This window comes from Bradyrhizobium sp. STM 3809 (assembly GCF_000239795.1).
GTDB lineage: Bacteria > Pseudomonadota > Alphaproteobacteria > Rhizobiales > Xanthobacteraceae > Bradyrhizobium.
Genome location: NZ_CAFJ01000634.1, coordinates 1 through 12080 on the forward strand (window position 1 = coordinate 1; position 12080 = coordinate 12080).

9 protein-coding genes are annotated in these 12080 nt (G+C 66.7%); 7 read left to right on the forward strand and 2 right to left on the reverse strand.

All coding sequences use genetic code 11. The features are described 5' to 3' along the window. Positions 1-36 precede the first annotated feature (36 nt). Complete coding sequence (gene tpiA / locus BRAS3809_RS28270; RefSeq protein WP_008965429.1) at positions 37-792, reverse strand: triose-phosphate isomerase; 756 nt, start codon at positions 790-792, stop codon at positions 37-39. Between the two features lie 223 nt (positions 793-1015). On the opposite strand from tpiA, the gene BRAS3809_RS28275 reads away from it, so the two are divergent. The 5 genes from BRAS3809_RS28275 to BRAS3809_RS28295 all read left to right on the forward strand — a co-directional run bounded on the left by BRAS3809_RS28275 (position 1016) and on the right by BRAS3809_RS28295 (position 8152). Next, positions 1016-2926 carry a peptidylprolyl isomerase gene (locus BRAS3809_RS28275; protein ID WP_008965430.1) on the forward strand — a complete coding sequence of 637 codons (1911 nt, stop codon included), beginning with the start codon at positions 1016-1018 and terminating at the stop codon, positions 2924-2926. Between the two features lie 21 nt (positions 2927-2947). Then, a complete protein-coding gene (gene trpD / locus BRAS3809_RS28280; protein ID WP_008965431.1) occupies positions 2948-3961 on the forward strand; it encodes an anthranilate phosphoribosyltransferase in 1014 nt (337 codons plus the stop codon). 15 nt (positions 3962-3976) lie between these two features. Next, complete coding sequence (gene trpC / locus BRAS3809_RS28285; protein ID WP_008965432.1) at positions 3977-4795, forward strand: indole-3-glycerol phosphate synthase TrpC; 819 nt, start codon at positions 3977-3979, stop codon at positions 4793-4795. A 2-nt stretch (positions 4796-4797) separates the two neighbouring features. After that, entirely contained in the window at positions 4798-5289 is a 492-nt protein-coding gene (moaC, locus tag BRAS3809_RS28290) for a cyclic pyranopterin monophosphate synthase MoaC (protein ID WP_008965433.1), read from the forward strand. Between the two features lie 151 nt (positions 5290-5440). After that, positions 5441-8152, forward strand: coding sequence for a bifunctional diguanylate cyclase/phosphodiesterase (locus BRAS3809_RS28295; protein WP_008965434.1), 2712 nt, complete (start codon positions 5441-5443; stop codon positions 8150-8152). 247 nt (positions 8153-8399) lie between these two features. On the opposite strand, the gene BRAS3809_RS28300 is transcribed toward BRAS3809_RS28295, so the two are convergent. Further along, entirely contained in the window at positions 8400-9734 is a 1335-nt protein-coding gene (locus tag BRAS3809_RS28300; RefSeq protein WP_008965435.1) for a S41 family peptidase, read from the reverse strand. Positions 9735-10156: 422 nt separating this feature from the next. Between BRAS3809_RS28300 and BRAS3809_RS28305 the strand changes: the two genes are divergently transcribed. Next, entirely contained in the window at positions 10157-11293 is a 1137-nt protein-coding gene (locus BRAS3809_RS28305; RefSeq protein WP_008965436.1) for an alpha-hydroxy acid oxidase, read from the forward strand. A gap of 45 nt (positions 11294-11338) precedes the next feature. Further along, positions 11339-11968, forward strand: coding sequence for an HAD family hydrolase (locus BRAS3809_RS28310; RefSeq protein ID WP_008965437.1), 630 nt, complete (start codon positions 11339-11341; stop codon positions 11966-11968). Positions 11969-12080: the final 112 nt, after the last annotated feature.

A 12080-nucleotide genomic window follows, 5' to 3' on the forward strand; every position in this document is an offset into this window, starting at 1 on the left:
CGTGAGGCGCAACGACTGCCCTGCTCACCTCGCCGCTCAGCAGCCCTTCGCAATTGCGAGAAAGTCGGCGGCTTTCAGGCTCGCGCCGCCGACCAGCGCACCGTTGACGTTGGCCACCGCCATCAGCTCGGCCGCATTGGAGGGCTTCACCGAGCCGCCATAGAGGATCCGCATCCGCGCCCCCTGCTCGTTGAACCGGTCGATCAGCAATTGCCGGATAAAGGCATGAATCTGCTCGACATCCTTGGCCGTGGGCGTGAGACCAGTGCCGATGGCCCAGACCGGCTCATAGGCCACGATCAGATTGTCGGCCCGCGAGCCCTCCGGCAGGCTGAGGGTGAGCTGGCCGCGCAGGATGTCCAGCGTCAGCCCGGCGTCACGCTGCTGCTGGGTCTCGCCGACGCAGACGATGGCGACCAGCCCGGCGCGCCAGGCCGCCTCGGCCTTCTGGTGCACGACCACATCGCTCTCGCCATGGTCGGCCCGCCGCTCCGAATGGCCGACGATGATGGCGCTGGCACCGGCATCCGCCAGCATCTCGGCGGAGATGTCGCCGGTATGGGCTCCCGACGCCTTGGCGTGGCAATCCTGCGCCCCGACGGCGATCGATCTGGCGCCCCGCGCCCTCCCAGCGAAGGCTGCGAGCAGCGTGGCCGGCGGACATACCAGGAGGTCGGCCTTGCCGGTGACCTCGGCCGCCCCCGCAAGCATGGCCTCGAACTCCGCGGCCGACGCCTTGAGGCCATTCATTTTCCAATTGCCGGCGATCAGGGGGCGGATGCGGTCGGTCATGGCAGGATTCCAGCAAAGGTTACGACAGGGGATCGGCTAGCAGAGCCCCTGCAGGAGTACCAGAGCGGGAACGCTCTTCCCACCGCTTCAATCAGCCCCAGGCGCGAGGTTGCGACCGGGCGGCTGCCTCTTTATAAGCCGTTCCAACTCGGTGACGCCCTTCCGCGGACTCCGCTCCAAGGCGCGGCCCCTTCATCCTTTTTCCTGCAGACAGACTGGACCCATGCTTCGAGGATTACGCAAGGCCTCATCAAACTGGCTCGGCAAGACCATCATGGCGGTGGTCATGGGCGTTTTGATCGTCAGCTTCGGCATCTGGGGCATCGCCGACATCTTCCGCGGCTTCGGTCAGTCGACCGCGGCGACCGTGGGCCGCACCGAGATCTCGATCAACGAGTTCCGCCAGATCTATACCGACCGGCTGCAGCAGATCGGCCGCCAGATCGGCCGTCCGCTGACCACCGAGCAGGCCCGCATGTTCGGGCTCGACCGCTCGGTGCTGCAGCAGACGATTGCGGAGGCCGCGCTCGACGAGCAGGCCCGCCGCCTCGGCCTCGGCCAATCGGATGCCGAGACGATGCGGGTGATCCTGAGCGATCCGAACTTCAAGGGCCCGAACGGCGCGTTCGATCCGCAGCGCTTCCAGGCCATCATCCGCAATTTCGGCTTCACCGAGCAACGCTACCTCGCCGACCAGCGCCGCCAGTCGCTGCGGCGTCAGATCACCGGCACGATCGCGGCCGGGCTGGAGCCGTCCAACACGTTGCTCGACGCGCTCAGCCGTTTCCAGAACGAGCAGCGCTCGATCGACTATGTCAAGCTCGACGCGGCGCAGGCCGGCACCGTCGAGGCGCCGGCGCCCGAGGTGCTCGCGAGCTATTTCGACGAGCACAAGGCGCAGTTCAAGGCACCGGAATATCGCAAGATCTCGTTCGTGCTGGTGACACCGGAAGAGATCGGCAAGTGGACCACCGTGTCGGACGAGGATGCCCGCAAGCTGTTCGACCAGCGCAAGGCCCTGATGGGCACGCCGGAGAAGCGGCAGGTCCAGCAGATGACGTTCCCGACCCTGGAAGAGGCGCAGGCGGCCCGGGCGCGCATCGCTTCCGGCGAGGTGACGTTCGACGAACTCGCCAAGGAGCGCAACCTGAACCCGGCCGATCTCGACCTCGGCCTGGTGACGAAATCCGCCATTCTCGATCCCGCCGTGGCCGATACCGCGTTCTCGCTGCCGACCGGCGAGGTGAGCCAGCCGGTCAAGGGCGCCTTCAACGTGGCGCTGGTGAAGGTGAGCGCGATCCAGCCGGGCCAGGAGCCGGCGTATGAGAGCGTCGCTGCCGACATCAAGAAGGAGATTGCCGCCGAGCGCGCCAAGTCGGAGGTCGCCACCTTGCGCGACAAGATGGAGGATGAGCGCGGCGGCGGCGCGAGCGTCGCCGAAGCCGCCAAGAAGCTCGGTCTCAATGCAGTTACGGTCGAGGCTGTCGACCGCTCGGGCAAGCAGCCCAACGGCCAGCCGGTGCCGAACATTCCGCTCGGCCTCGACGTCGTCGCGCAGGCCTTCGCCAGCGATGTCGGCGTCGACAACGAACCGATCTCGTTCCGCGGCGGCTATGTCTGGTTCGAGGTGCTCGGCATCACGCCGCCGCGCGATCGCACACTCGACGAGGTCAAGGACCAGGTCGCGGCCAAATGGCGCGACGACGAGGTCGCGAAGCGGTTGCAGGCCAAGGCCACCGAGCTGGTCAAGAAGCTCAACGAGGGCGGCAAGCTCGCCGACGAGGCGGCCTCGCTGGGCGTCAAGCTCGAGACCGCCAGCGCCTTCAAGCGCGACGCCAGCCTGCCCGGCGTGCCCACCGGCGCGATCACCGCGGCGTTCCGCACCGCCAAGGACGGCGTTGGCCAGACCGAAGCGGATGGCGGCCGGCAGTGGATCGTGTTCCGCGTGACAGACATCGTCGATCCCAAGGTCGATCTGGCGTCTGAGGACGTCAAGAAGCTGAAGGACCAATTGCAGCGCGCGCTGGCCGATGAACAGGGCACGTCGTATGTCCTGAAACTCGAGAAGGACATCGGGACCACGATCAACGAAGCGGCCGTGGCCCAGGTGGTCGGCGGCAGCAGCAATCAGTGACGGCTCGCGAGGGGACGCGTGATGGACGATCTGAAGTCGATCATTGGCAAGGTGGCGACCGGTGCGCCGCTGTCCCGCGAGCAGGCGGCCTCCGCGTTCGACAGCATGATGTCGGGCGAGGCGACGCCGTCGCAGATGGGCGCGTTGCTGATGGCGCTGCGCGTGCGCGGCGAGACCGTGGAGGAGATTACCGGGGCGGTCAGCGTGATGCGCGCCAAGATGCTGCGCGTCGACGCGCCGGCAAACGCTGTCGACATCGTCGGCACCGGTGGTGACGGCTCCGGCTCGGTCAACGTCTCGACCTGCGCCTCCTTCATCGTCGCCGGCGCCGGCGTGCCGGTCGCCAAGCACGGCAACCGCGCACTGTCGTCGCGCTCAGGCGCTGCCGACGTGCTCGCCGCGCTCGGCGTCAAGATCGATCTCAAGCCCGATCAGGTCGGGCATTGTGTGCGCGAGGCAGGCATCGGCTTCATGTTCGCGCCGGCGCATCACCCGGCGATGAAGAACGTCGGTCCGACCCGCGTCGAGCTCGCCACCCGCACCATCTTCAACCTGCTCGGACCGCTGTCGAACCCCGCTGGCGTGAAGCGCCAGATGGTCGGCGTTTTCTCCAGGCAGTGGGTCGAGCCGCTGGCGCAGGTGCTGAAGAACCTCGGTTCGGACGCCGCCTGGGTCGTTCACGGCTCCGACGGTCTCGACGAGATCACGCTGACTGGCCCGACCTTCGTGGCGGCGCTCGAGAACGGCCACATCCGCACTTTCGAAATCTCGCCCGAAGAGGCCGGGCTCGGCCTGTGCGGCAGCGAGGGGCTCAAGGGCGGCGACGCCGCCGCTAATGCTGTGGCGCTGCAGAGCGTGCTGGATGGCCTGCCGAGCCCCTATCGCGATGTCGCGCTGCTGAACGCGGCGGCAGCCCTCGTCGTCGCCGGCCGCGCCAAGACGCTCAAGGAAGGCGTTGCAATCGGCAGAGACTCGCTCGACAGCGGCGCCGCGGCCGGGCGCCTGAAGCAGCTGATTGCCGTCTCCAACGGCTGATCTCGGGAGCGCGCCATGTCGGACATCCTGGCCAAGATCGAAGCCTACAAGCGCGAGGAGATCGCGGCCGCCAAACGCGCGTGCCCGCTGTCGGAGCTCGAGGCGCATGCACGGCATGCCTCGCCACCGCGCGGCTTCGTCAAGGCCATCCGCAGCAAGCACGCGAGCGGCGACTACGCGCTGATCGCCGAGGTGAAGAAGGCCTCGCCGTCGAAGGGCCTGATCCGCGCCGATTTCGATCCGCCGGTTCTCGCCAGGGCCTATGAGGACGGCGGGGCCGCCTGTCTTTCCGTGCTGACCGATACGCCGTCGTTCCAGGGGCATCTCGAATTCATGGTCGCCGCGCGCGCCGCAACCGCCCTGCCCGTGCTGCGCAAGGATTTCATGTTCGACACCTATCAGGTGATCGAGGCGCGGGCGCATGGCGCGGACTGCATCCTGATCATCATGGCGGCGCTCGATGATGCGGCTGCGGCCGATATCGAGGCGGCGGCGCTCGCTCATGGCATGGACGTCCTGATCGAGATCCACGACCGTGCCGAGCTCGACCGAGCTCTCAAGCTGCGCTCGCCGATGATCGGCATCAACAACCGCAATCTGCGTACCTTCGAAACCTCGCTTGCGACCTCCGAGACGCTGGCGCCGCTGGTGCCGAAGGAGCGTTTGCTGGTCGGCGAAAGCGGCATCTTCACCTCGGCCGATCTGGCGCGGCTGGCGCGCGTCGATATCCGGACCTTCCTGGTCGGCGAGAGCCTGATGCGGCAGACCAACGTGACCGCGGCGACGCGCGCCCTGCTCGCGCGCGATGCCGCCTCGGCAAGCGCGGCTGAGTGACCATGGCCGATCCGTCCGACCGACCGTCTCTCACCCACATCGACGCCCGGGGCGAAGCCCGCATGGTCGACGTGTCGGACAAGGCCGCGACGGAGCGGACGGCCACCGCCGAAGGCCGCGTGGTCATGAGCCCGGAGACCTTGGAACTCATCGTCTCCGGCAATGCCAAGAAGGGCGATGTGCTCGGCACCGCGCGCATCGCCGGCATCATGGCGGCCAAGCGGACCTCGGACCTCATTCCGCTGTGCCACCCGCTGGCGCTCTCCAAGGTCACCGTCGATATCACCCCCGACGCCGCCCTGCCCGGCTGCATCGTCACCGCGACGGTCAAGGTCACCGGTCCGACGGGCGTCGAGATGGAGGCGCTCACCGCCGTGTCGGTCGCCTGCCTGACGATCTACGACATGATCAAGGCCGCCGAGCGGGGCGTGCGGATCGAAGGCATCCGGCTGACCGAGAAGATCGGCGGCAAGTCCGGGCATTATCGCGCCTGACGGTATCTGGCAGCCCGTTACAACTTCAAATTAATTGTTCGCTAACTCATCTTGCTAACCTCACTTCCATTGCGGCCCTGTAGCCATTGCAGCGGGAGGGACGTTGTAGCGGTCCATCCTCTAACGCCGTTCGCAAGCGTATTCGGGACCGATGACGACGAACACGAGCCCAGGGATTGCCCTCAAAGCTTCGGCAGACAGCAGCGGACCGATCCGCTGGTTGGTCGGCGGAGGCCTTGTCCTGATTGCGGCCATCGCGATCGGCGCGACCATCATGGCGGACAGCTTCCGGGAGCGTGCGCTGAACAGCGCGACCCGTGAGCTGGAAAACACGGTGCTGCTGCTGTCGCGCCATTTCGACCAGCAGATGGAGGACCTCGGCGCCATCCAGCGCGACCTCGCGGACTACGTCCGGCAGAACCACCTCGACACAAGCTCGCGCTTCAAGGAAACGATGGGAAGCGCCGCCGTCAACGCCATGCTGAGGGGCAAGCTGAGCGCAATGTCCTATGTCGGCGGTCTGAACATCTTCGACTCCAACGGAAACCTCATCAACTCCGCAACGTCCTGGCCGCTGCCGAACGTCAACATTGCCGACCGCCCTTTTTTCAGCCGGCTGAAGTCCGATCCCACCGCCCCGCAATTGCTGATCGCACCTGTGGTCGGCCGGATCACCGGCAGCTATGTCGCGGTCGTCGCGCTGAAACTGACCAGTCCCAAAGGCGAGTTCCTCGGCGTCATCACCCGCAGTCTCGAACCGATCAACGTCGAGCGGTTCTTCGCCTCGGTGGCACTCGGCCCGGACGCCGCGATCTCGATGATGCATTTCGACGGCTCCCTGCTCGCCCGGTATCCGCGCCATGACGGGATGGTCGGCCTGAACTACAAGGACGCCCCGATCTTCCGCCAGATCCTCGCCGGCGAAGGCAATACGACGGGCATCTTCAACAGCCCGGTCGATGGCGAGCACCGCATCGGCGCGTCGCACCGGCTGACGAGCTATCCGTTGATCGTGACCGCCACGACGACGGTGTCGGCGGCGCTCGCCGACTGGCGCGAGCAGATGCGCTTCCTGATCGGGGTCGGAGCAACGTCGGTGCTGCTGATCGCCGGAATGCTCACGGTCGTGGTGCGCCGCCTGATCAGCGACCACGAGACGTCGAGCCGGCGTCTGACGTTGGAGAAGGAACGCCTCGACAAGGCCGTCAACAACATGACCCAGGGGCTGCTGCTGTTCGACGCGTCGGAGCACCTGGTCATCAGCAATCAACGCTACATCGACATGTACGGCCTGTCCGCCGAGATCGTGAAGCCCGGCTGCACCTTCCGCGAGCTCATTGCCCATCGCAAGGCCTGCGGATCGCTCACGGGGAACGACAGCGACTATGCCGATGCCGTGCTGCGCGACGTCGGCCGCAAGACGTCCCAGATCATCGAAACGCCCGACGGACGCTCGATTCAGATCGTCAACGAGCCGATCGTCGGCGGCGGCTGGCTGGCGACGCATGAAGACATCACCGAGCGCAGGCGGGCCGAGCAGCAGATCACTCATCTGGCGCACTATGACGCGCTGACCGAGCTGCCGAACCGCACCCTGTTCCACGAACGTCTGAAGGAACAGATGGCCGGCGTGGCCGGGGGACGGCAGCTCGCGCTGCACTACATCGACATCGACGAGTTCAAAGGCGTCAACGACACGCTCGGCCATCTGATCGGCGACGAGCTCTTGAAATCGGTGGCGCGGAGCCTGCAGGCCTGCGTCGGCACCGCCGGCTTCGTCGCGCGGCTGGGCGGCGACGAGTTCGCGGTGGTGCAGACGACGATCAAGAGCCGCGAGGACGTCAGCTGCCTGATCGACGACATGCTCGCGGCCATCCGCGCCCCGCGCGACTGCCTCGGCCATCAATTGACGGCCGACGCCTCGATCGGCGTCGCGCTGATTCCGCAGCACGGCACCGATATCGACCAGATCATGAAGAATGCCGATCTGGCGATGTACGCCGCCAAGGCGGCGGGACGTCGTACCTGGCGCTTCTTCGAGCCGGAGATGGACGCGCAGGTCAAGGCCCGTCATCAGCTCGAGGTCGACCTGCGCCAGGCGATGATCGACGACCAGCTCGAGGTCTACTACCAGCCCTGCGTCAGCCTGCAGGACGACCGCATCGTCGGCTGCGAGGCGCTGGTGCGCTGGCGGCATCCGACCCGCGGCCACGTCTCCCCGGCCGAGTTCATTCCGATCGCCGAAGACACCGGCCTCATCAACCAGCTCGGCGAGCGCGTCCTCAACGTCGCTTGCGCCGAGGCTGCGACCTGGCCTGAGGACATCCGGCTGGCGGTCAACGTCTCGCCGGTGCAGTTCAAGAGCGGCACGCTCGCGCTCAAGGTCGCCAAGGCGCTCGCGGCGTCCGGCCTGTCGCCGCGCCGGCTCGAGCTCGAGATCACCGAAGCGGTGCTGATCCGCGACGACGACGCGCTCGACACGCTCTACGAGCTGCGCGCGCTCGGCGTCCGGATCGCGCTCGACGATTTCGGCACCGGCTACTCCAGCCTCAGCTATCTGCAGCGGATCCCGTTCGACAAGATCAAGATCGACCGCTGCTTCGTCAAGGACATCACCGAAAGCGAAGGCTCCGCCGCGATCGTCCAGGCCGTCGTCAACATCGCCGAGATCCGCAAGATGTCGACGACCGCGGAAGGCGTCGAGACCGAGGCGCAGCGCCAGGTGCTCAAGCGGCTCGGCTGCTCGGAGATGCAGGGCTATCTGTTCAGCCCTCCGAAACCTGCCGCCGAGGTGCGCAGCCTGTTTGCCGCGCATCGCGCCAACGCGTCGTCCAATCCCCGTTCGCGCTCCGATGCCGCCTGACCCCGCTCATCGTCGAATGCTCCCGACCGCCGCAATTTGAGCGATCTTGGTCACGCCATTCAAACCCTGCCCTCCGATCGCGGCGGCCGCCGCTTGAACACCGGGGACGGCGTCCGAGTTATCAGACACGGACGGGCCCATTCCATGTCGGCCCGTCCACGCTGGTCGAAAACCAACGACGGGACGGCCGTGAGGCCGCCCCGCCGGACATGAGCATCTTGGACGCGGCCATCGAGCCGATCGTCGGTCAGTTCGGCACCGCCGCCTTGGCCCGGACGTCGGCATTCACGGTGACGCCGCGCAGCACGTTGAACGCCGCGTGCAGGGCCTTGTCGTCCTTCTCGTCCGGCGGAACATAGGACTGCGAGCCGGTCTGTTCGGTGCCGTCGGCCGCCGACAGATGCCCGCGCATCCCCGCCTCGCCCTTGAGCTCGGTGCGATCCTTCAGATCGTCCGGAACGTCCTGCTTGACCTCGATGTCCGGCGCGATGCCCTGCGCCTGGATCGAGCGGCCGGACGGCGTGTAGTAGCGCGCAGTGGTCAGCGCCAGCGCGCCGTTGCCGGCGCCGAGCGGGATGATGGTCTGCACCGAGCCCTTGCCGAACGAGCGGGTGCCGACCAGGGTCGCGCGCTTGTGATCATGCAGCGCGCCCGCCACGATCTCCGACGCCGACGCCGAGCCGCCATTGATCAGCACCACGAGCGGCTTGCCCTTGGTGAGGTCGCCGCCACGCGCGACGAAGCGCTGCGTCTCCTCGGGGTTGCGTCCCCGGGTCGAGACCACCTCGCCACGCTGCAGGAAGGTGCTGGAGACCGACACCGCCTGGTCGAGCAGGCCGCCCGGGTTGTTGCGCAGGTCGATGACGTATCCCGCGAGCTTCTCCTGCGGAATGTCCTTGGAGATGCTGGCAATCGCCTTGCGCAGGGTCTCGGTGGTCTGCTCGTTGAACGAGGTGATGCGGATATAGCCGATGTCGCCGCCCTCGGTGTGGTAGCGCACCGGGCGCACCCGGATGATCTCGCGCGTCAGCGTCACATCGAGCGGCGCCTCCTTGCCCTTGCGGATGATGGTGAGCTTCGTCTTGGTGTCGACCCCGCCCTTCATCTTGGCCACCGCCTGCTCGAGCGTCAGGCCCTGCACGCTGTCGCCGTCGATCTTGGCGATCAGATCGCCCGAGAGGATGCCGGCCTTCGAGGCCGGCGTGTCGTCGATCGGCGCCACGACCTTGACGAGGCCGTCCTCCATCGTGACCTCGATGCCGAGGCCGCCGAACTCGCCGGATGTGGTCTCCTGCATGTCGCGCCAGGACTTGTCGTTCATGTAGCGCGAATGCGGATCGAGCGACGACACCATGCCGTTGATGGCGCCTTCGATCAGAGCGGGGTCGCTCGGCTTCTCGACATAATCGGCGCGCACGCGCTCGAACACCGCGCCGAACAGGTTGAGCTGCGAATAGGTATCGCCCATGCCGGCAGCTGCCTTGGCGCGGGCGATCAGTTGCGCGCCCTCGGGGCCCGACACCATCAGGGTCAGACAGACGCCGGTCATCGTGCCCGCCAAGAACAGCCAGTTTTTCCGCATTGCTTTGCTTCCCGAGCGTTTGTTTGGTGGCCGGCTGTTCGCATGATCCGAACACGACGCCGGCGGATTAGTGCACGAACTCACACCACATTTCCGGTTTCTTCAAGGCCGATCATGCGGCCCGGCGAGCCGGAGGGCCAGGCCCGCGTCCGGTCGGGCCAATACGACCGAAATGGACGCTCACCGGCCAAAATCAAGATCGGAGCGACGCCGGGATCACACCGGGTCACGGTCCCCCGGTGTTTCACGGTTGCCCGGCGATCACAACTCAAAGCCCCGTGTCCACCTGCGCGAATCGCCGCGCGGCAGGCGACCGAAACGGCATGGTGCGCAGCTCGGAACGGCTTGCACAATGGCTTGCACTCGGCCCATCGGATGCGCAATGCTGGATAACAAATGATAATCTGCGCTGGGAGGCAGGCATGAATCAACAGACCCCGATCGAGGCCGGGTGGCGCAACGTCGAGCTCGGCGCCAGCGATGAGAAGTTCCAGAACCTGCACGAGTTCATCCGCAAGGCGCGGACGCAGCTCAACCAGAACGCCTGGGACTACATCATCGGCGGCGCCGAGACCGAGACCACGCTGCGCCGGAACCGGATGGCGCTCGACGAGATCGCGTTCCGTCCGCGTGTGCTGCGCGACGTCTCCCGGGTCGATGCCTCGGTCGAGCTGTTCGGACGCAGGCTGCGCCTGCCGGTCGTGATGGCGCCGGTCGGCGCGCTCGAGATCTTCGATCCCGCCGGTGCCGCCAGCGTCGCGCGCGGCGCCGGCCGGTTCGGAGCCGCGCACATGCTGAGCTCGGTGTCGGAGCCCGGCCTGGAAAAGACGGCGGCGGCCGCTCCCGATGCGCTGCGCATCTTCCAGCTCTATGTTCGCGGCGACGATGCCTTCGTCGAGGACTATGTCAGCCGCGCCGTCGCCAACAAATACACCGCGTTCTGCCTGACCGTCGACACCGCCCATTACAGCCGCCGCGAGCGCGACATCGCCAAGCGCTATGTGCGCGAGAGCCGGCTGCGCGCCACCGGCGGCGACCATCAAAAGGCCTTGAGCTGGCACACCGTGAAGCTGATCAAGGACAAGTTCAAACTGCCGCTGATCATCAAGGGCATCGCCACCGCCGAGGATGCTCAGATCGCGCTCGATCACGGTGTCGACTGGGTCTACGTCTCCAACCATGGCGGCCGCCAGCTCGATCATGGCCGCGGCGCCATGCACGTGCTGCCGGAGATCGCCGCGGCGGTGAAGGGCCGCGCCAAGATCATGGTCGATGGCGGCTTCTGCCGCGGCACCGACATCGTCAAGGCGATCGCCTCCGGCGCCGACATGGTCGGCATCGGCCGGCTGCAATGCTGGGCGCTGGCCGCCGCCGGGGAGGACGGCATCCTGCGCATGCTGGAGCTGCTCGAGGACGAGGTCATCCGCGCGCTCGGCCTGCTCGGCGTCACCTCGTTTTCCGAGCTGAACGCATCCTATCTGCATCCGGCGACCGCCACCAACATGCCCGGGGTGCTCAGCGCGTTTCCGCTGGCGGACATCGAGCCGTACCGCTATTGAGGGAGCCTTCCACCGGCTCTCCGTTTCGCAAAGACGCGCGTCGCGATGCCTGTTTCCGATCTCCGCCCCGGCGCGGCCGACGCGCTGCTGTTCGATCTCGGCCGCGTCGTCATCGACATCGATTTCGCACAGGTCATGGCGTGCTGGGCGGCCCATGCCGGCTGCACGCCGCAGGACATCGCGCCCCGCTTCGTGCGTGACGAGATCTATCACGGGCACGAGCGCGGCACGGTCTCCGACGCCGCATTCTTCGCCAATCTGCGCCGGCAGCTCGGCATCGACATCAGCGACGCGCAGTTCCTGGAGGGCTGGAACGCGATCTTCGTCGGCCCGATGCCCGGCATCGCCCCGCTGCTCGCGCGCGCGGCCGGCAGGCTTCCGCTCTATGCCTTCTCGAACACCAACCAGCCGCACATCGATCACTTCGCGCCCCGTTATGCCGATCTGCTCGGTCACTTCCGCGAGATCTTCCTGTCGTCGTCGATCGGCCTGCGCAAGCCGGATGCCGAGGCCTACGATCATGTCGTGAAAGCCATCGGCGTGCCGGCCGAACGGATCGTGTTCTTCGACGATCTGGCGGAGAACATCGAGGGCGCACGCGCCAGCGGGCTGCAAACGGTGCTGGTGCGCTCGACGGATGACATCGCGACGGCGATGCAGGGGTTGGGGATCTGATCGGATTTCGCGACGGCATGTCATGGCACGCCGGGTCTCATGGGCGCGGTTAGCCCGCAACCGTTCCGCACACTCCGCAGTCGTCCCTGCGAACGCAGGGACCCACAATCCC

Bases quoted from the DNA above. Each gene is read 5' to 3' on its own strand.
- tpiA (WP_008965429.1), bottom strand. From the start codon at position 792: ATGACCGACCGCATCCGCCCCCTGATCGCCGGCAATTGGAAAATGAAT.
- BRAS3809_RS28275 (WP_008965430.1), top strand. From the start codon at position 1,016: ATGCTTCGAGGATTACGCAAGGCCTCATCAAACTGGCTCGGCAAGACC.
- trpD (WP_008965431.1), top strand. From the start codon at position 2,948: ATGGACGATCTGAAGTCGATCATTGGCAAGGTGGCGACCGGTGCGCCG.
- trpC (WP_008965432.1), top strand. From the start codon at position 3,977: ATGTCGGACATCCTGGCCAAGATCGAAGCCTACAAGCGCGAGGAGATC.
- moaC (WP_008965433.1), top strand. From the start codon at position 4,798: ATGGCCGATCCGTCCGACCGACCGTCTCTCACCCACATCGACGCCCGG.
- BRAS3809_RS28295 (WP_008965434.1), top strand. From the start codon at position 5,441: ATGACGACGAACACGAGCCCAGGGATTGCCCTCAAAGCTTCGGCAGAC.
- BRAS3809_RS28300 (WP_008965435.1), bottom strand. From the start codon at position 9,734: ATGCGGAAAAACTGGCTGTTCTTGGCGGGCACGATGACCGGCGTCTGT.
- BRAS3809_RS28305 (WP_008965436.1), top strand. From the start codon at position 10,157: ATGAATCAACAGACCCCGATCGAGGCCGGGTGGCGCAACGTCGAGCTC.
- BRAS3809_RS28310 (WP_008965437.1), top strand. From the start codon at position 11,339: ATGCCTGTTTCCGATCTCCGCCCCGGCGCGGCCGACGCGCTGCTGTTC.